The organism is Microbacterium galbinum, from assembly GCF_023091225.1.
GTDB lineage: Bacteria > Actinomycetota > Actinomycetes > Actinomycetales > Microbacteriaceae > Microbacterium > Microbacterium galbinum.
Map to the genome: position 1 here is coordinate 1,544,828 of NZ_JAHWXM010000001.1, position 16,061 is coordinate 1,560,888.

The following is a 16,061-nucleotide window of genomic DNA, read 5'->3' on the forward strand; positions in this document are numbered from 1 at the left end:
GTCCTTCCGTCATCAGCGGGTGAGCAGGTCGCCGAGGTCCCGCACGCGGCGCAGCGCCTCGGCATCGCGGGAGACGATCGCCGCGACCATCGCCCCGAGCAGCGCATCCGCGACGAGCTCGTGCCCCTCGCGTCCCGCCGCCGCGAACGAACGCTCGATCGCATTCCGCAGCGGAGCGAGGAAGTGCTCGACCATGCGCTGCCGCGCCGATTCATCGGATGCCGAGGCCACGAGCAGCGCCCGGAACAGTGCGGCGTCGGCATCCGCTTCGATCGAGGCGATCGAGCTCTGCAGCCAGAGGTCGATGTCGGCGCGGAGGTCGCCGGTCGCGGCGACGACGACCAGTTCGACCGGCAGCACGTCGTCGAGCACGCAGTCGGCGACGAGCGCCTGCTTCGTCGGCCAGCGGCGGTAGAGCGTCTGGCGCGGCACGCCGGCCGCGGCGGCGATGTCGCTCATCGCGACGCCCTCGTAGCCGCGGGCGAGGAGGAGCTCACGGGTGGCGCGGAGCGCGGCCGCGCGGGTGCGCTGATCCGGGGGCCGCCCGATCCGAGATTCCGCCATGAGTCGAGAGTACCGAAGGTGTTCCGCTACTTATGTGACATGTGTAACATAAGTGCCGCGTGAACTTCCGACCCGAATGGAGCCCCCGATGAGATCAGTACTGGTGACCGGCCCCGGCGAGACGACCGTCGTCGACGTCGACGCCCCCACCGCCGGCCCGCGCGACGTGCTCGTGCGCGTGCGCGCCTGCGGCATCTGCGGCTCCGACCACATGTACACGACCTATGGCGGCATCCCTCCGCGCCAGGGCGCGACGCCGCTCGGTCACGAACCGGCAGGCGAGGTCGTCGAGGTCGGCGCCGAGGTCGATGGTGTCGCCGTCGGCGACCACGTCGTCATCAACGTCATGGCCACCGTCGACGGCCTGCTCGGCTCCGGCGGCGCGCAGGGCGCGCTCAGCGAGTACGTGGTGCTGCTCGATGCGAAGCCGGGTGAGCAGTTCCGTGTCATCCCACCGCACGTGCCGTTCAGCGTGGCCGCGCTCAACGAACCGATGGCGGTCGCCCGCCACGCGGTCAACCGCCTCGACCCCGCGCCGGAGCACCGGATCGCGATCTTCGGCGCCGGCCCGATCGGCCTCGGCGCCCTGCTCAGCCTCAAGCGCCGCGGCGTCGCGCACGTCGTCGTGATCGACATCGTGCGCAACCGCCTCGAGAAGGCGCTGGCGCTCGGAGCGGATGCCGTCATCGATTCCCGCACCGAAGACGTGGCCGCGCGGCTGATCGAGCTGCACGGCCGGTCGACGGGCATCGGATTGCGCGGCGAGCGCTCCTCCACCGAGGGATACATCGACGCCGCGGGTGCGCCGCAGGTGATCCGGACGGTGCTCGGTGTCGCCGGCAAGCGCGCCGTGCTCAGCGTGGTCGCCGTGCACAAGGCTCCGGTCGAGATCGACCTCGGCGGGCTCCTGACCACCGAGCTCGACATCCGTCTGTCGATGGGCTATCCCACCGAGATCTTCGAGGTGACCGACGACATCATCGACAACTGGCAGAAGTACGCGCAGATCATCAGCGACGAGATCTCCTTCGACCGCGTGCAGGACGCACTCGCCCTCGCCGCAACGCCCGGACAGGCCGAGAAGGTCGTCGTCACCTTCGGCGGAGAGAACGACTGATGCCGCTCGCACCCCTCGACGAGAACGTCGCGCTGATCGTCGTCGACCTCCAGGTCGCCACCGCGCCCCGCATGGAGCAGGACACCCTCGAGCGGGTCGTCGCGAACACGAACACGCTCGCCGCGGCGTTCCGGGCATCCGGCAAGCCGGTGGTCGTCGCCACGGTCAGCGGGTCGGTGCCCGGGCGCACCGAGATGACCAAGGCGCACGGGGTCTCGACGGTGCCCGCCGGTGGCGATGCACCCCTCCCCTCCCTGGTGACGGACGCCGCCGACATCCGCATCCGTCGCGCACCGTGGAGCGCGTTCGCCGGCTCCGACCTGCACGACCAGCTCTCCCGCCGCGGGGTGACGCAGGTGGTCGTGACCGGCGTCGCCACCAGTATCGGGGTGGAATCGACCGCGCGAGACGCCTATGCGCTCGGCTACTCGGTGGCGCTCCCGGCGGATGCCGTCATGGATTTCCGCCCGGACGTCGGTGCAGCGCACCTCGCGCAGATCGTTCCCCTGCTGGCCGAGGTCACGACGACGGAGGAGTTGGTCGCCGCGCTGGGCGCATCGGGTCGCTGACGCGCGTCGCCGACCCGGTCATGCCTCTTCGATCGGCAACCAGAGCTCGCACGACGCGTGCGTGCCGGTGAACTCCAGGTACCGCACGATCGAGGGTCCGGGCCGCAGTCGCCACGGGTTCGAGGGGAACCATTCGGTCGCCGTCGCCGCCCAGAGGTTCTGCAGCGTCTCGGGGAACGGCCCGTCGGCCGCGAAAACCGCCCAGGAGCCGGCGGGCAGCGGCATCGCATCGAGGTCGGCGGGCACGGGCGACGACTCCTTCCGCGCCACGCCGTGCAGATAGGTGAGGGGGCTGCCTTCGGGTGCGTCGGGCTCGATGTCGGCGGTGACGGCCAGGATGCCGGTGGGCTCGGCATCCGACAGCGCCTTGAGGCGCGCGTGCTCTTCGGGAGCGATCGCGGCGATGTGCTCCTGGATGCGCGGGTTGACCCCGCGGTGGATCAGCGGGACGTCGACCGCGTGCCCGACGAGGACGATCGCAGGATGATGGGTGATGGTGACGTGCATGGGAGTGCTCCCTTCAACGCTCAGGCGGAACCGGAGCGTGGGTTGTGTGCGAAGAGGTCCGCCGTCACGGCGCGCGTCGGCAGGTCCGATCCCGTGCACGGCTCGGAACGCTCGTCCGAAGGCTTCGACCGAGCCGTATCCGTGCCGCACGGCGACATCGAGAAGATCGGATGCCCCGGCGACGAGTTCCGCGCCTGCCCGAGTCATGCGGCGACGTCGCACGTACTCCGTCAGCGGCATGCCCGCCAGCGTCGAGAACATCCGGCGCAGGTGGTACTCCGTGGTGCCGCGCGCGCGAGCGAATCCGGCGACATCGAGATCATCGACGTCGGTGCTCTCGACCAGGTCGACCAGAGCGTTCAGCGTGCCGATCATGCGTTCCTCCTCCGTGGATGCCCCCAGCATCCCGCGCGTCCGGCTCCCCCCACCCGATCATTCCGGACGGATTCGATCGGGTCGCACCCACGATCCATACCAAAGGATCGGCCCGTACCCTTTGGTATGGATCCGCGGCACGACTCCACCGGAGAGCGCGAAAAAGCCCCCGATCACTCGGGGGCTTCGCTGCGGAGACGAGGGGATTTGAAACCTCACCCCAGCGGTTGACAACATCCGGATCGGCGTAGTTCCGCGAATCTACGTCTGCTTTGAGCGGGTTCGAGGTTGCTGAAAGGTCGACGATTGGTGGCAGAAACGTGGCAGGAAGTTGCCCCGCCCGCCTAGCGGCTCCGACGCCGTGCCCTCGCTGGTTGCGCCCAGATGTCCCGAGCGAAGACGCGGGCGACCTCGGACGGGTCCGGCGACTCACTGTGGAATCTCTGCCCCAAGCCTGCTGACTCGATGATGTTGTACGGAGTGATGCCGAGCAGATCGGCGATGTTCTCGAGTTCGGCCTGCTTGAACTCGTACGCGCCACTGAGCCGACCAGTTATCGTCGGGCGACTCACGCCAAGCACCTCAGCAAGCTCCGAGTGGTGCTTCCCTACCCGAGCCGCCTCCGCTCGAACAGCGGCGCCAACGGCCTTCGCAGATAGGGAATGGGCGACCGGAACGCCCTGAGTGCGAGCCAACTCCTCACGGATCATCTCTCGAAACACTCGTTCGACGTTACTCATGCGCACCTGCTCTCGCTCGTAGCAGAGACACTACTCAGAAATCGTGTCAGTAGGTGCTGACCTCGGCTCCAGGCGGCGGCGGGAGAGATGGTTCTAGAAATGTCGGGGCTGGTCGGGCAGCGTGCGCACCCAGCGCATCAGCTCTTCCACCATGATGACCGGCTTCGTGTTCGCGTAGGACGGCGCAAGCTCGTTGCGGTCGATGGCAAACCGAATCGAGTCCACGCTGTAGCCGCAAGCCGCCGCAGCATCCTTGAGGTTTAGCGCCACGCGTTGAGGCAAAGCGCCCACCTTCAAGTGAATCTCAAGCTCGGCACGGACTGTATCGCGCACGATGTTCTGAATCTGTTCGGCAGTGTCAGGTCTCAACATGTCGAGGACGATAGCGGCGCGGTATCCTCGTGTCGAGCACGCATTTAATTCACTTGTCGATATCGACTCTTACCCTGTCGAAATCGACGGAAATGTCATTCCTAATTGGTGATATCCAGGTCGAAGGAATCTCCCGGAACCTCAAGACTGATCGCGATGATGTCTCGGGCCATGACCTCGATCTCGTCGACCGTTCGCGCCTGCGTGAACAGCCCAAGCTCGGGGATCTCTACGAACCAGAGGTTGCCGTCACGTCACGCCTTCGCCTCGTACACGTTCATGGGCTGAGCCTAACGATGTTGGACGCCCCCCAGCGTGAGCTTCGGTGGTTGTCAGGCGCTGATCCGCGTATTGGATTCGCGGACTCTGAACCACATCGTGAGTTCCATGAGGGCACGCCCCATCATGTCGTGGTCGCCCATTCGCAGGTCATCAAACGAATCGCGGTACCCGCGGACCTCGCCGGGGCTCGGGGCGATCATAGGCTGGTATCCCATGGTCCAGTCAGCGAAACGGCGGGTGTGGAGTGGTTCCTCGAGCAGAACACGAACGTCCGTGTGCCTCGGGTCTGCGTTGATTCGAGCCATCGTCTGATCGACGTCGTATCGATCGCCCTCAAGGATCTGCACGAACTCGCCGTCGCGGTAGAGAAGAAGACCCGTGATATCGCGAGCGTCGTTATGGCGCCGGCTGATTATTAGAAGATCAGCAAGTTCACCGTCGCTGAGCGGTTTCGTTGCAGTGCTGCAGTAGACGACAGAGACGAGTGGCTGTTCTTCGGTCACGCGGAGCCTTCCTGACGCGATGCTGAACTAGAGACCGCCGACATTGCCGCGTGCTGATCGTCGAAGTCCCCGACGATCTTGGACGCAGAATCGAATGCGCGCCATAAGCCGCTGGTCTGCCTGTCCACGTATCCGAGGAACGAGCCGTCTCGGCTACCGACGTAGAAGCCGGACGCAACGCACGCCCACAAGGCGTCCGCTTGCGGAAGGAGACTCATCGTGTCATCGTACATGCGTCTTCGACAGCGCGGAGATGTTTCTCAGTGACGAGCGCAGTTCGAGGTACTAACTGCGCACAGTGTCTGGTTGCGCGACCTCGATGGTCTCCTCGACAAGAGAAATTCCACCGCTGCTGTTAGCGGAGTTCATCATGTCCTGGAGCCACCGGTTGTTGATCTTCGGCGACACCGCGTCGTCGAAGATGAAACGCATCGGGATTGAGGGGTGAACCCAGATCGTCTCCCGCCCTGCACGCTCGGGGAGAACCCAGGACAGCGTGAAGGACTCGTTACGGCGCAGCTTGGTGGAGATCACGATCTTGAGGTGAGCGAGCGCGCGATCTTCGATCTCGATCGGTTCCGCTTCGTTCGCGTAGTAGAGAGAGCCCACAGCCCCCACCTCTCATTCCGAGTGTTCATCGAACGCCGACTCGGCGCGCAAATCCTGCTCACTCTAAGCCCCAACGGTCACCGTCGCTGACCAGCGCCGGGCGAGGGATCATCCCCCACGAATGATCCCTCACCCGCCTCGCGGCTCGCGCCGGGTTACCCTGGCATGGGCACCCCGGCGTGGGCTGGGAAGCCCCAACCGGACCAGCGACCTCTTGACCTTCCCAGCACAGGGCGCAAGCTGGCGCTTGAGGCCTGATCTGCAGCTCGGGGGAGTCGCAGACGCCGTGCCTCAGCCGAACCGGGTGCGCCTGGCTCCTTCGTTCGGATCGGAGGAGCCAGGTACCCACGCGATGGCAAGGGGCTGGCGGCCGGCCTCACCCTGAGGGGGGGTACAAGAGGAGGCCGACCGCCAGCGATGCAGAGCGCCACGTTGAGGGACGCACAACCGCCCTGCCACACAAACGTAAGCCCTCTGATGTCTCTGGTGACGCCCCTTGACGTATCCGAGGCACTGAGCAACACCTCATTGGGTAGTTCTTTCCTTTTGCTATCGAAGAGGACGGACGTACCATGCTTCGAGCGCGCAATCGATTTCATCGGTACCGCGTGAGGGCGGGGAGTCAGAGCGCGGAGGGGCTCACCTGTAGTCGGGAGGGCTGCAGCGACGATTCGTCCGACATGGGTTCGGCCCTCCACGTCTGGGGTGTGGAGGGCCGAATCGTCCCGCATGCCGGGGTTTTGACATCGCGGCCAACTCCCATCGGAGGCACCACTGGGGATGATGCCGGGAGCGGTCTGAGGTTCTCAGGGCGCACGCGTTGAAGAAGACATTACTAGACCGTCTAGATAAGTCAATGGCGAGGAAAATACCTCGTTTGAGCGTCGACCGCATCGGCCATAAGGGTCCGTGCGAGCGGGGTAGGCCGCCGTCGCTAGAAGATGAGAGGCTAACTCCAGATCAGCTCGATCCTGTTGGCACTGCCCTCTCGACTCCCCTTGCGCCCTGCCGCCAGCCGATGCACGACTGGAGTGACTACGCGGCGAATCACTCTGCGTTGCTCTGCGATGTCGAGGTACTGCCAGGTCGCGGCACGGTCGCTCGATCGCAGGAGTAGTTCGATGCTCGGGTCGATGGGAAGCGAGTTTTGCAAGGCGCGTCGTGCGCGCTGGATGATTGGCCGTACTCGAGCCTCTTGATCAAGTAGGAGGTCGACGCGTCGAACAGCAGCCGCCTCCGCCCGAACCTTCTCAAGGTAGTTCTCGTTCTCGGAGATTGTCGCCAGCAAGGTCTCTCTATGCGCGAGGCTCTCCGTATCCACGGGGTCGGGTGTGAGAAAGAGATCGGGTTGCGTCATCCGAGCGAAAAGCTGCTCAAGTACCGTGTCTTCCAGAAACGATGCTCGGATGCTGGCGTGCCATCCTTTGGCGTCGGAGCCTCGTGGAATCCCCGGTATTCCGTAGCAGAAGTAGTACAGAGCCGTGCCGTCGCCAGCGGAACCGCTGACCTGTCGCCCACGGGGCTGGGAATTCCATGACCTTAATGGCTGTCGACACACCCCACATTGCGCGATGTTCGACAAGAGGTGTTTCGCCGTGTGATCCCGCGGCCCCTTGCGACTTGGCCCCTCCATGATGAGTTGCAGGTGCTGCCAGTCTGCGAACGCTATGAGCGCATCCCACATGCCGTCGCCGACGATCTCTCCCTTGTAGTCGCGTTTGCCGGCGTATGCCGGAATACGCAGCATCTGCTTCACGATGGACGGTGTCCAAGCGGCTGCCTCGTGTGAAGGCAGGCGACGTGAACCCCGAGTGGGAACCGGGCGGGCGTTGAAGTCGCGAGCGATTTGGTAGAAGGAGTCCCCCTCGAGCACGCGGCGCGCCGCCTCAACCACGACTGGCGCCTCTTCCGGGTGCGGCTCCACTCGGAGCAGTTCTCGCGTGAACTCGTCGTACACGCGGAGATAGCCGTAGATGTTCCTTCCGTGCGGGCGCCCAGCATCGGCTGAAGCCCGAGCGCTTCGTCGGCGCCGCTCAGACGTCTTATCAGACTCGTACTCCGCGTCCACAGCGTCTTCAAGAAGGCTGCGACGATCGCGGGCGTTGGCTGGATCGTAGATGCGGTTATGCGTGGTGACCCAGATCCGCACGTTGCGCTCCCGGCAGAGGTCAACGAGATCTACCCACTCACCGACTCGACGCGACCCGCGGCTCGATTCCCAGATCGCGAGAACGTCTGCGTCGAATTCGTCAGCCTCGAGGTCAGTCACCAGACGTTTGAAGTCCTCGCGTTCCTTCTTGGCGTACCGGCTCGCACTCCTGTCAGCATCCCTGTACGGCGGGAGGTCGTGAAGCCGCCACCCCTGCTCCTCGATCGACTTCTTGTTTTCACTGTGCTGTTGGTCGGGGCTTCGCCCCGTGCCGTGCACATCCCTCGAGACTCGCAGGTACTCGCGAACTGTGAGCTGTTTCATCCACCAAGCAGACACCCGTGGCCGAGGGTTCGCAATGCGCGACGTCGGAGCCGAGACATACAATCGAATCTCTCGGCCGGAGGAAGGAACTGCCGGCGATGGGGAACCCAGGCTCCACGCTCTCCGCGTACCGCGACATGCAGTCACAAGCTCGATCGATCCTTGAAGCTGCGAAGCACGGTCCGCTGCAGAGCCTCACCGATCGTGAACTCGACATCCGCGAGCAGCCCGTCACGATTTACCCGAGGCCAGCCACCGTGCGTGCATGGGTGCGTTTCGGCCGCGAAGCCGTGCGCGTCGACGCGAAAGTGATGCGCTCCACTCCCCTCGCCGCCGGCATCGAGTTCCGCGCCGGCGACCAGACGTTCCGGTGTTGGGTGTGGGGCAACGCAGTTTCGATGCCGAGCTAGCCGTTAGCGCCGCCGAATATCGGCAACATAACAGCCATGCGGTCCGCGTGCCGTGCGACCAGGACGACCCAACCGCTAACGTGTGACGAGTGTTCACGATCATTGGATCCCTTGCCGACCGGTACTGGCCGGTCTTGGTGTCGGTCCTAGGTGCGATCGCTCTAGCTCTGTTCGGCACCGTATGGGTCGCTGCGGCGGATGTGATCGGGATGTTCTGGACGGTTACCTTCATCGTCGCTGCCGCGCTGCTGTCCGTGTTCGGCGGCGTGTTCATGGCGATCGCGCAGGAACTGCGGACCCAACGGACAGAGTCGGAGTTGCTCACCGTGATGCGCTCCACGATCATCCCCCTGGCCGAACAGGTCATCGTGGTGAAGAAGCCTGTCGTCGGAGTAGACATGGAGAATCTAGCTACCGAGCTCGCGCTCCATTGCCGAGCCCTCGTTCGAGATAAGGACGCGATCTGTGATGTCAACGTCTACCGCGTGATGTCTCACGGACTTGATCGCGTCAACAGAGCCTCGCGGGAAGCTCGCATCAGTTTCAAGAACACGACGAAGAACACCCCGCGAGCGATCGAAGAACGTCGTACCGTCGAGCGTGTGGTGGCGGGCGAAGTCACCTTCTGCCCCGACGTGAACAGCAAGAAGTGGCAGAAGCGGTTCTCGCTCGAGAAGAAGACTCGCGACTACCGCTGCTTCATCTCCGTTCCGGTCTTCAACGAGTCCCACAAGGTGATCGGGATGCTGTCGATCAACAGCAGCCGCAAGGGCGGACTGAGCGACCTCCACAAGAGCCACATGGAGACGGCCGCAAAACTGTACGCGCGTGCAGCCGCCACTTCGTGAAAATTAGCGCGTACATCACAGAAATCATCAGCCTTTCCACTCCTTGATGAGGCAGTATTGGAGTGGGGACGCAACCGAACAGGAGGAAGCTGATGGCACATGACCGTTACACCAAAGACGACGAAGCTCGTTTCCTCGAGATCATCGAACTCCGTGACGCCGTGCGAGCCGAAGAAGACCAGGCGGCGCATCGTCGGACCATGAAGCGAATCGGTTTCAGGCCAAACGAAGAGCAGTGATCCATGAACACAGAGCCCCCGCCGCGTCGGGGGCTTTGTCGTCTACCTAGACAGCTCCGCCCTCGTCGCCACAAGCCCGCCCCAGCTGAAGCTAGGGCGAGCCAACAAGCGGGGATCGGAACTAAACCAAGTAGCTCCGATCCCGCTCTTAGTATCACTCCTCTTCGTCGCCTCGTTCGATTGAGTCGGCCGCGCCCACCCCATCCTGCTCGAGCAGATCGACAAGGTTGCCGATCCCGAACGCGAGGTTGTGCACCTCTGCCGTCAGCTTCGCGATCATGGCGTGCTGCTGATCCGGCGAAAGACCAGGCCCACCGTTCTCTGTGTGCGACTGGTTCAGCTCCATGCTGAGCTTCAGCGCGTTCGTCTGAGCGTTGGAGAGGATCGTGCGGATGTCGTCGTACTTCTCGCTGAACATGAGTGTCCCTTCAATCGTGGTGCAATGAAAACGCAGGTTTCCGACATCGGTCAGGCTGCGCGGTAGAGCTTCCCGTTCGACGGATCAACCAGAACCGCCTTCGCCCCAGACGGTGCACCAGTCGGCAGCGAGTCCAAGATGATGTTCGGGGCCGCGATACGCGCCTGAGCCGTCGTCACCGAGATCGCCGCACCCGTAGCCCGCAACCATGCCGTGAGCGTATTCACAGAGATGTCCGCAGACCCACCCGGGACCAGACCGATACTCGACGTGCCGCCCGTCAAACCCACAGCGACCTTCGCGCCATTCGACAACACCAGCTCACCGTTCTCCAACCACGCAGACCCCACAGTCACCCGGTTCGGCTCAACCGTCACATTGCCGGCAGTAACCTTCCCACCACCCGTGAGGTTCACGTTCCCTTGCTGCGTGGTGTTGCCCGTCTGGGTGACATTCCCCGTGATCGTCCCCGGACCCTCAAGCCGCCACGGACCCACCCACCGGAACTCCCCGTTACCGATCAACTGGCCCACGATCTGCAACGTGCCCCCTGAGTCGATCAGCAACAGCCCACCGATGAAACGTAGCCGGCCGTTCGTCACCGACGAGTTCTCGAGAGGACGCGCGTTCTGCAGTCGGCGCACTTCCTGTTGCAACTTCCGAACCTGCGCGAATCCATCCGACAGATCATCAGCCATCTCATACCTCCAAAGTCATAAGTTCCTTCAACGTCATACGGGTGACAGCCCTGGCCACCCACCCCCTCCCACTGCCCCTCAAGTCGCTCCCGAGGCATTGCGAGATTCACGCACACAGGGATCGAAACGATCGGCCCTCTAAAGCCCGCCATGAGCGATTTCCCACGCCGGGTCGAAGGGGGCGTTAGGGATCGGGTGGGCCTCGTCTTCCTCTCGCATTCGGGCGAGATCTCCACCAGGCCACCCGTGCTTAGCGGAGTGCTGTTCTCGACGCGCCACCCACGACCCGCGGCGGTCGAGCCAGAGTTCGAACTGCTTCTTTCGCAGCACGTACGGCAACCCCGGGTCATCGACAGGTGCGGGCGGCAGCGCATCGACTCCGAGCAATTCGACGTCCACCCCGAGGTCAGTTGTCTTCTTCCGCCGCACGATTCACCGCCTTCGATCCCGAGTGTCCGTCGTTTCGGATCGGCGGCCACGGCAGGCCAGCCGCCCGCCGGCGCGCAGCGACCGCACGCATCAGAATCTCGACCGGCGTTTCTACGCGTTCACCGCCTTGCCGTTTTCGCCTCATCGGTCCTGCCCTTCATCGAGATCCGGGTACGGCGCCCGACGCCCCATACGGCGTGCACGCACATTCGCGCCCGGACCCAAGACCGCGATGATGTCGGGCCACGCGTTCGGGTTCCTCTCCCACCACCGCTTCCGCGAGGCGAGCCAGTCCTGTAGCGGACCAGCATCGTCGAACACGCGTAGCTCCGCAGGCACGGGTGTGGAGCTGTCCACACGCTTCCGACGCATCAGGCGACCTTCCGCATCCGGTAGACGCCACGGGCGCCTGACGACGACGGCAACGCGTCCTCCTCAAGCCCCGGAACCTGCAGGGTCGCAAGCAATCGGGCTAGGGCCAGTTGGTGCTGTCGGATCTCAGCAATCGCTGGATGCAACCGCATGCCCTGCGATGACGCGAGCATGGTCCCGTCGTCGGCGAGCTGTCGACGTAGCGTGACGATCATGTCGCGCACCCGGCACGCTTCCTCGAGCTGCGCAAGCTCATGACCGGCGAGGTCGAAGTCCGCCGTGATCGCGTCCCACAGTTTTCGTCCAGCGGCGTTCAGCCCGGACGGTCGTTTGACTGTCATGACCGATCTCCTTTCTGCCCTTCAAGGGCCAGTCGTTTCGTGAGCCGGGGAGGGATGCTCGCAATGCCTTGGGTGCGAGATGGGCACCCCGGGGAGGGTGGGGCGCCCATCTCTTTCACCAAGAGCTGATGCCGCGGTTCGAGACAGATACCGCACGCCTCGGACGGTTGCCGGCTTCGATGATGGAGGCGGGTTTGGCGGCTTCTAGCCCCGCGAAGTCCCCTGTGATCTGCAGGCTGATCTCCGTCGCTGGCGTCACCGCGATGAGCAGATCATCCGTCGGCGAGATCCAACCGCCTTTGCGTGACTGGATCATCGCAGCCTCTCCCAGCACGCTCGCTTCCTCGTCGGGGAGCTCGAAGACGTGAGAACCGATCGTCACGACCCCCATCAGTCGATGACCGATCCGTACGCCATCGATCGGCTGAGGACGTGACGAATGTCGTTGAGCGAGGTGTTCAGCGCACTGATGTCATTGACGACGCCAGCGGAGGCGGGGTAGCTCTTGCCGACCTCATCGATCGCATTCGGCCAGCCGGCGTCGAGTGACCGCCGCAGAATCGCGTTGGTCATTGACCGGTCTCCGCTGCGCACGCTGCGTTCGATGAGACGCAGCGCTTCAGCTTCGTCCTTGATGTTGTCGGCTCGATCCTGAGCATCTCGTTCCGCGATGATGTCACTCGACGAGATAGTCGACCCGAACAGCACTCGCTGCGATGACTCGAGCTTCTCGTTGATCAGGCGCAGTTCCTCCGCCTGAAGTGCCGAAATGCGAGCGTCGGCGCGAGCCTTCGAATCCTTGATCTGCTCCTGCTTGCCCTGGAGGCTCAAGCTCTTGTCGTTGTGGACGGAGTTGCGAAGACTGCTGTGTGCTGCCCGAACTGCTGATGCTTCCGAACGCAGTCCGTCGAGCTTGCTTTCGAGGTAGTCAAGTGCCATTGGTTTTCTCCTTAGTTGTTCATGTGGTCTGGGCACTGGTTGGTCCAGGTGCCGTTGGTGTTGGTGGATGTCCACCCGTCTTGGTGTGCCTGTTGGATGAGCTGGAAGTTCGCGATCCGGTCCGTTGAGGCGAATGCCGCGTCGCACGAGTCGCAGAGCACCGCTTTGCGGATCGTCACGTGGCTTCCTGTTCGGTCGTCCAGTCCCGCGCAGGCTGGCGGTGACCTGATGCTTCGAGTTGCGAGTAGTACAGGGAGAGTTCGCTGGCGAATGCGATGGGGTTGTCCCAGGCGTTCGACATCGCTCGAAGGTTGAGTGGTTTCGGGGCTGCAGCGCCCATGTTCTTCCTCCTGTCGTTGTTGTTATGCGAGTCGGTCGGCGTCCCGCAGGAAGCCGTAGTCGAAGACGCTCGCGGGGTCGCCTGCTGATTCCGCGAACTCTTTGCCGACGTCGCTGAGTTCCTCGTACTCCGGATCACCTGCTTCCTGTCGCATCCATGGAAGAGAGTCGAAGTAGGGGTCAAAGCCTGATCGCACGAACTCTTGCCCTTGGGGTGAAAGGCGTTCGACGTTGGGGTCGGTTTCGTCGAGCCCGCCGTCGTAGTTCCCTGCCCGCCCGAACTTGCTGTAGTAGTCGCGTATGAGGTCGCGGGCTTGCTGCACTGTGAGTGCCCGCCAGGCTTGTTCCACTTCTTGGGATGGAAGATCGCCGCTGATGATGATCCAGAGGTCTCGGAGCAGGGTTCGTTGCTTGGCCGTGGCTCGGTTCTGTCGGAGGTCGGTGAATGTTCGGCTGGTGCCACTGCTTGCAGTCGCACCTACTGTCTTGTGAGAGGTTCTTGTCATAGGTTCTTGTTCCTGGTTCCCTTTTGCCGGGGTCGGGGTTCCCTTTTGCCGGGGTCGGGGTTCCCTTTTGCCGGGGTTCACGTGCTGAGCACGTGTTCGGTGGGTAGCTGCACCCTGTATCTGTTGATGCCTTGGCGTTTGCCCTGGCGCGGTTGATGCAGCCTGTGGATAAGTCCCGCAGTCTCGAGGGTGTCGAGCGCTGGAGCGAGTGTGCGGCGGGTAACGCGTGCTTCGGCAAGTAGCGTCAGCCATGAGACGATCGCTTCCCCCGTGCGCCGATTACGCCGGGATAGCAGTACGAGATAGACGACCTTCTCTGCCGCAGTCAGCGGGGCTTCCCAGAGCCATCGCCGCGGCAACCGATAAAACCCGCCCTCGCGCGGCATCTCGTTGACCCGGTAATAGCTCGCGATGCCGTCGTACAACTGCCTCTGGACGATGATGCCCGCCGAGCTGAGGCGCGGAATGACTTCGCGCGTCGTCCGTACCGACACACCCGCACCCTCCGAGATCACCGACTGACTGGCGACTACTGTTCCGTCGTCTCGGTAAGGCAGGCACAGCAATGCGACGTAAACGAGAAGCTCGGTCTTCGTCCACCCGAGCCGGAACAGTTCGTTGGGAATCGGTGCCCATGCCTCATTGGGCTCCATCGCCAGCGGGGCGCTTTCTCTTCGACTTGTCGCGGGCGGCGGCCAGACGCTCCTGAGCTTCCCGGAACTTACGCACCCGGATTTGTGCGGCGTTCTCCTTAGGTTTGTCGATCATCTGATCCCCTCTCTGGGGTCGGTCTTCAGTTGAAATGGAGCGCCTCCCCTCATCAGGCCGGTGATGAGGGGAGGCGGGTCTGGGCGGTCGGGTTACGCCGCGGCGTTCTTCATCCACCCCTGCACGAGTAGGGCTTCCGCGACTTCTCGGAAGGAAACGGAAACGCCCTGTGGTGCGTGCGCGGCGATCGTGTCGGCGAGTTCATCGCGGATCGTCAACCACTCAGCCAGTGACCTCACCGGTGTGTCATTCGTCACACCTGCGTCGGTGGTTCCTCGTTGCGGCTCCTGTGCTGGTTCCAAGGTGAGCTGTCCCGTCCGGATCAGCTCGGCCTCCACCATGTCGTCGGCGAGAGCGAAAAGATCGGGGCGTTCGTTACGCACCCGGAGTTCCGTTCCGCGGTCGACGTCGTAGCCGGGATTTGCTTCGAGATAGCATTCGCGGACGTGGAGAGGCAGTTTCCCGGTCTTGCTGACGGGGATGCCGTTCTTACGTGCCCAAGCTCGCACCGCCCCAGGGTCGGGCTTCACCTCGAGCGCATTCATTTCGTGCGCTCCGAGGCATCCTTGGCCTTCGCCGCGGCGACCTCTTCCGCGAACTTCGGATCGCTCAAGAGAGCATCCCGAAACTCCTTGAACTGCTCGGGAAGACTGGTGAGCATGACAGCCACGTCGTTGTACTCGGCAACGAAGTCCTCGGGGCGGTCGTTCAACCACTCCGACCAGTCGGGCATCCAATTGGTCATCGGCTTGCCGTTCAGGTCGACGGTGAGCATCATCCCGAAGCCGAGTTCGCGGGTGTGATGGCTCACATCCTCGGCGTGGATGTCGGCGGGCGTCTCGCACCAGCTCAGCCGGCACATCAGATGTCCAGCCTCTGCAGCTCGGCATCCACACCGACGGGCCTCCGCAACAATCGCGGTTCCGCGCGCAACAACCCGGCCGCGGCAATGAGGTTCTGTGCGACGTCGAGCATCCACTGAGCCGCAGCGGCGCAGTCCGTGAACTCGTTCTCGCCGGGGAGGTAGACGTTCGGCGTGCCACCGTTGTAGAGATCTACTTGTCCGGTCTCCAGCCACTTGCCGCCGCCATACAACTCGACGGCGCCGACGTCGACGGAGAACGAGAAGATGGTTCCCTCCACCTCGTCGTTGATCTCGGAGAAGTCGATCTCTTCCGTCCAGGACGGCACCGCGGCAGAGATCTCTGGGTGGGCTTGCAGGAACGACGCCGCGTACTCGTCCCAGTCCGTGCTTTCCAGGCGCTTGGGGGGCGGGGTTGCCTGAGTAGTCCCCACCCCCTCACCCAACAAGGTGCGAGCGTCGGTGGCGTGGACTAGTGTGGTGTTACCAGTCATTTTCGGATCCCTTCGAATTGGCTTGACCGTCGCCCTGTTCCAGCAGGACGGCGGTTTTTTTCTTGCTTCGGGTGAAGCCTGCGCGGTATGACTCGCGTTCGACTTCGATCAAGTTCGCAATGTGTTCGTCGATCGTCCGACGGGCTTTCTGTGGCCCGAAGACTCTCAACGCGTCCCTCGCCAGACGAACCATCTGGTTGCGGGAGGTGCCGACACAAATCAATTCGCCACCGTTGACGAATGACATGCCTTGGCGCTCTAGCTCGCCCATTGCGTAGACGATGAGC

At 63.4% G+C, this 16,061-nt stretch carries 25 protein-coding genes; 5 read left to right on the forward strand and 20 right to left on the reverse strand.

The window, feature by feature from the left end:
- Positions 1 to 12: 12 nt before the first annotated feature.
- Positions 13 to 564 carry a TetR/AcrR family transcriptional regulator gene (locus tag KZC52_RS07430; RefSeq protein WP_247623410.1) on the reverse strand — a complete coding sequence of 184 codons (552 nt, stop codon included), beginning with the start codon at positions 562 to 564 and terminating at the stop codon, positions 13 to 15.
- Positions 565 to 652: 88 nt separating this feature from the next.
- Between KZC52_RS07430 and KZC52_RS07435 the strand changes: the two genes are divergently transcribed.
- Positions 653 to 1,681, forward strand: coding sequence for a zinc-dependent alcohol dehydrogenase (locus tag KZC52_RS07435; RefSeq protein WP_247623411.1), 1,029 nt, complete (start codon positions 653 to 655; stop codon positions 1,679 to 1,681).
- Positions 1,681 to 2,250, forward strand: coding sequence for a cysteine hydrolase family protein (locus KZC52_RS07440; protein ID WP_247623412.1), 570 nt, complete (start codon positions 1,681 to 1,683; stop codon positions 2,248 to 2,250). The genes KZC52_RS07435 and KZC52_RS07440 overlap by 1 nt, the downstream gene beginning before the upstream one ends.
- An 18-nt stretch (positions 2,251 to 2,268) precedes the next feature.
- On the opposite strand, the gene KZC52_RS07445 is transcribed toward KZC52_RS07440, so the two are convergent.
- From KZC52_RS07445 to KZC52_RS07470, 6 genes are all read right to left on the reverse strand, one after another.
- Entirely contained in the window at positions 2,269 to 3,132 is an 864-nt protein-coding gene (locus KZC52_RS07445; RefSeq protein ID WP_247623413.1) for an AraC family transcriptional regulator, read from the reverse strand.
- Positions 3,133 to 3,476: 344 nt separating this feature from the next.
- A complete protein-coding gene (locus KZC52_RS07450; protein ID WP_247623414.1) occupies positions 3,477 to 3,872 on the reverse strand; it encodes a helix-turn-helix domain-containing protein in 396 nt (131 codons plus the stop codon).
- A 93-nt stretch (positions 3,873 to 3,965) separates the two neighbouring features.
- Positions 3,966 to 4,244, reverse strand: coding sequence for a hypothetical protein (locus KZC52_RS07455; RefSeq protein WP_247623415.1), 279 nt, complete (start codon positions 4,242 to 4,244; stop codon positions 3,966 to 3,968).
- A gap of 332 nt (positions 4,245 to 4,576) precedes the next feature.
- Positions 4,577 to 5,029 (reverse strand): BLUF domain-containing protein, encoded by a 453-nt coding sequence (locus KZC52_RS07460; RefSeq protein WP_247623416.1) that lies wholly within the window; start codon positions 5,027 to 5,029, stop codon positions 4,577 to 4,579.
- Between the two features lie 285 nt (positions 5,030 to 5,314).
- Positions 5,315 to 5,638, reverse strand: a complete 324-nt coding sequence (locus KZC52_RS07465) for a DUF7882 family protein (protein ID WP_247623417.1) — start codon at positions 5,636 to 5,638, stop codon at positions 5,315 to 5,317.
- A 949-nt stretch (positions 5,639 to 6,587) separates the two neighbouring features.
- Positions 6,588 to 8,111, reverse strand: a complete 1,524-nt coding sequence (locus KZC52_RS07470) for a recombinase family protein (protein WP_247623418.1) — start codon at positions 8,109 to 8,111, stop codon at positions 6,588 to 6,590.
- Positions 8,112 to 8,128: 17 nt separating this feature from the next.
- Between KZC52_RS07470 and KZC52_RS07475 the strand changes: the two genes are divergently transcribed.
- The 3 genes from KZC52_RS07475 (at position 8,129) to KZC52_RS07485 (ending at position 9,608) form a co-directional block, all read left to right on the forward strand.
- On the forward strand, positions 8,129 to 8,521 hold the full coding sequence (locus tag KZC52_RS07475; RefSeq protein ID WP_247623419.1) for a hypothetical protein: 393 nt from the start codon (positions 8,129 to 8,131) through the stop codon (positions 8,519 to 8,521).
- Between the two features lie 89 nt (positions 8,522 to 8,610).
- Entirely contained in the window at positions 8,611 to 9,369 is a 759-nt protein-coding gene (locus KZC52_RS07480; protein ID WP_247623420.1) for a hypothetical protein, read from the forward strand.
- Between the two features lie 92 nt (positions 9,370 to 9,461).
- Positions 9,462 to 9,608 (forward strand): hypothetical protein, encoded by a 147-nt coding sequence (locus KZC52_RS07485; protein ID WP_247623421.1) that lies wholly within the window; start codon positions 9,462 to 9,464, stop codon positions 9,606 to 9,608.
- A 154-nt stretch (positions 9,609 to 9,762) separates the two neighbouring features.
- On the opposite strand, the gene KZC52_RS07490 is transcribed toward KZC52_RS07485, so the two are convergent.
- From KZC52_RS07490 to KZC52_RS07545, 13 genes are all read right to left on the reverse strand, one after another.
- The gene (locus tag KZC52_RS07490) at positions 9,763 to 10,026 is read right to left on the reverse strand and encodes a hypothetical protein (RefSeq protein ID WP_247623422.1); all 264 of its coding nucleotides are present in this window, start codon (positions 10,024 to 10,026) and stop codon (positions 9,763 to 9,765) included.
- 50 nt (positions 10,027 to 10,076) lie between these two features.
- The gene (locus KZC52_RS07495; RefSeq protein ID WP_247623423.1) at positions 10,077 to 10,724 is read right to left on the reverse strand and encodes a hypothetical protein; all 648 of its coding nucleotides are present in this window, start codon (positions 10,722 to 10,724) and stop codon (positions 10,077 to 10,079) included.
- A gap of 800 nt (positions 10,725 to 11,524) precedes the next feature.
- The gene (locus KZC52_RS07500) at positions 11,525 to 11,866 is read right to left on the reverse strand and encodes a terminase (RefSeq protein WP_247623424.1); all 342 of its coding nucleotides are present in this window, start codon (positions 11,864 to 11,866) and stop codon (positions 11,525 to 11,527) included.
- A gap of 115 nt (positions 11,867 to 11,981) precedes the next feature.
- Positions 11,982 to 12,248, reverse strand: coding sequence for a hypothetical protein (locus KZC52_RS07505; RefSeq protein WP_247623425.1), 267 nt, complete (start codon positions 12,246 to 12,248; stop codon positions 11,982 to 11,984).
- A gap of 8 nt (positions 12,249 to 12,256) precedes the next feature.
- Positions 12,257 to 12,805 carry a hypothetical protein gene (locus KZC52_RS07510; protein ID WP_247623426.1) on the reverse strand — a complete coding sequence of 183 codons (549 nt, stop codon included), beginning with the start codon at positions 12,803 to 12,805 and terminating at the stop codon, positions 12,257 to 12,259.
- A 175-nt stretch (positions 12,806 to 12,980) separates the two neighbouring features.
- On the reverse strand, positions 12,981 to 13,145 hold the full coding sequence (locus tag KZC52_RS07515; RefSeq protein ID WP_247623427.1) for a hypothetical protein: 165 nt from the start codon (positions 13,143 to 13,145) through the stop codon (positions 12,981 to 12,983).
- A gap of 22 nt (positions 13,146 to 13,167) precedes the next feature.
- Entirely contained in the window at positions 13,168 to 13,650 is a 483-nt protein-coding gene (locus tag KZC52_RS07520) for a hypothetical protein (protein ID WP_247623428.1), read from the reverse strand.
- A 77-nt stretch (positions 13,651 to 13,727) separates the two neighbouring features.
- Positions 13,728 to 14,303 (reverse strand): hypothetical protein, encoded by a 576-nt coding sequence (locus KZC52_RS07525; RefSeq protein WP_247623429.1) that lies wholly within the window; start codon positions 14,301 to 14,303, stop codon positions 13,728 to 13,730.
- Positions 14,290 to 14,418: a hypothetical protein gene (locus KZC52_RS17315; RefSeq protein ID WP_281731243.1), complete on the reverse strand. Its 129-nt coding sequence runs from the start codon at positions 14,416 to 14,418 to the stop codon at positions 14,290 to 14,292. The genes KZC52_RS07525 and KZC52_RS17315 overlap by 14 nt, the downstream gene beginning before the upstream one ends.
- Before the next feature lie 92 nt (positions 14,419 to 14,510).
- On the reverse strand, positions 14,511 to 14,963 hold the full coding sequence (locus KZC52_RS07530) for an Lsr2 family DNA-binding protein (RefSeq protein WP_247623430.1): 453 nt from the start codon (positions 14,961 to 14,963) through the stop codon (positions 14,511 to 14,513).
- Positions 14,960 to 15,280 (reverse strand): hypothetical protein, encoded by a 321-nt coding sequence (locus tag KZC52_RS07535; RefSeq protein ID WP_247623431.1) that lies wholly within the window; start codon positions 15,278 to 15,280, stop codon positions 14,960 to 14,962. Before KZC52_RS07535 ends, KZC52_RS07530 begins: the two co-directional genes overlap by 4 nt.
- Positions 15,280 to 15,774, reverse strand: a complete 495-nt coding sequence (locus tag KZC52_RS07540) for a hypothetical protein (RefSeq protein WP_247623432.1) — start codon at positions 15,772 to 15,774, stop codon at positions 15,280 to 15,282. Before KZC52_RS07540 ends, KZC52_RS07535 begins: the two co-directional genes overlap by 1 nt.
- Positions 15,764 to 16,045, reverse strand: coding sequence for a hypothetical protein (locus KZC52_RS07545; protein ID WP_247623433.1), 282 nt, complete (start codon positions 16,043 to 16,045; stop codon positions 15,764 to 15,766). Before KZC52_RS07545 ends, KZC52_RS07540 begins: the two co-directional genes overlap by 11 nt.
- Positions 16,046 to 16,061: the final 16 nt, after the last annotated feature.

Bases quoted from the DNA above. Each gene is read 5' to 3' on its own strand.
- KZC52_RS07430 (WP_247623410.1), bottom strand. From the start codon at position 564: ATGGCGGAATCTCGGATCGGGCGGCCCCCGGATCAGCGCACCCGCGCG.
- KZC52_RS07435 (WP_247623411.1), top strand. From the start codon at position 653: ATGAGATCAGTACTGGTGACCGGCCCCGGCGAGACGACCGTCGTCGAC.
- KZC52_RS07440 (WP_247623412.1), top strand. From the start codon at position 1,681: ATGCCGCTCGCACCCCTCGACGAGAACGTCGCGCTGATCGTCGTCGAC.
- KZC52_RS07445 (WP_247623413.1), bottom strand. From the start codon at position 3,132: ATGATCGGCACGCTGAACGCTCTGGTCGACCTGGTCGAGAGCACCGAC.
- KZC52_RS07450 (WP_247623414.1), bottom strand. From the start codon at position 3,872: ATGAGTAACGTCGAACGAGTGTTTCGAGAGATGATCCGTGAGGAGTTG.
- KZC52_RS07455 (WP_247623415.1), bottom strand. From the start codon at position 4,244: ATGTTGAGACCTGACACTGCCGAACAGATTCAGAACATCGTGCGCGAT.
- KZC52_RS07470 (WP_247623418.1), bottom strand. From the start codon at position 8,111: ATGAAACAGCTCACAGTTCGCGAGTACCTGCGAGTCTCGAGGGATGTG.
- KZC52_RS07485 (WP_247623421.1), top strand. From the start codon at position 9,462: ATGGCACATGACCGTTACACCAAAGACGACGAAGCTCGTTTCCTCGAG.
- KZC52_RS07490 (WP_247623422.1), bottom strand. From the start codon at position 10,026: ATGTTCAGCGAGAAGTACGACGACATCCGCACGATCCTCTCCAACGCT.
- KZC52_RS07495 (WP_247623423.1), bottom strand. From the start codon at position 10,724: ATGGCTGATGATCTGTCGGATGGATTCGCGCAGGTTCGGAAGTTGCAA.
- KZC52_RS07500 (WP_247623424.1), bottom strand. From the start codon at position 11,866: ATGACAGTCAAACGACCGTCCGGGCTGAACGCCGCTGGACGAAAACTG.
- KZC52_RS07510 (WP_247623426.1), bottom strand. From the start codon at position 12,805: ATGGCACTTGACTACCTCGAAAGCAAGCTCGACGGACTGCGTTCGGAA.
- KZC52_RS07515 (WP_247623427.1), bottom strand. From the start codon at position 13,145: ATGGGCGCTGCAGCCCCGAAACCACTCAACCTTCGAGCGATGTCGAAC.
- KZC52_RS07520 (WP_247623428.1), bottom strand. From the start codon at position 13,650: ATGACAAGAACCTCTCACAAGACAGTAGGTGCGACTGCAAGCAGTGGC.
- KZC52_RS07525 (WP_247623429.1), bottom strand. From the start codon at position 14,303: ATGGAGCCCAATGAGGCATGGGCACCGATTCCCAACGAACTGTTCCGG.
- KZC52_RS17315 (WP_281731243.1), bottom strand. From the start codon at position 14,418: ATGATCGACAAACCTAAGGAGAACGCCGCACAAATCCGGGTGCGTAAG.
- KZC52_RS07530 (WP_247623430.1), bottom strand. From the start codon at position 14,963: ATGAATGCGCTCGAGGTGAAGCCCGACCCTGGGGCGGTGCGAGCTTGG.
- KZC52_RS07535 (WP_247623431.1), bottom strand. From the start codon at position 15,280: ATGTGCCGGCTGAGCTGGTGCGAGACGCCCGCCGACATCCACGCCGAG.
- KZC52_RS07540 (WP_247623432.1), bottom strand. From the start codon at position 15,774: ATGACTGGTAACACCACACTAGTCCACGCCACCGACGCTCGCACCTTG.
- KZC52_RS07545 (WP_247623433.1), bottom strand. From the start codon at position 16,045: ATGGGCGAGCTAGAGCGCCAAGGCATGTCATTCGTCAACGGTGGCGAA.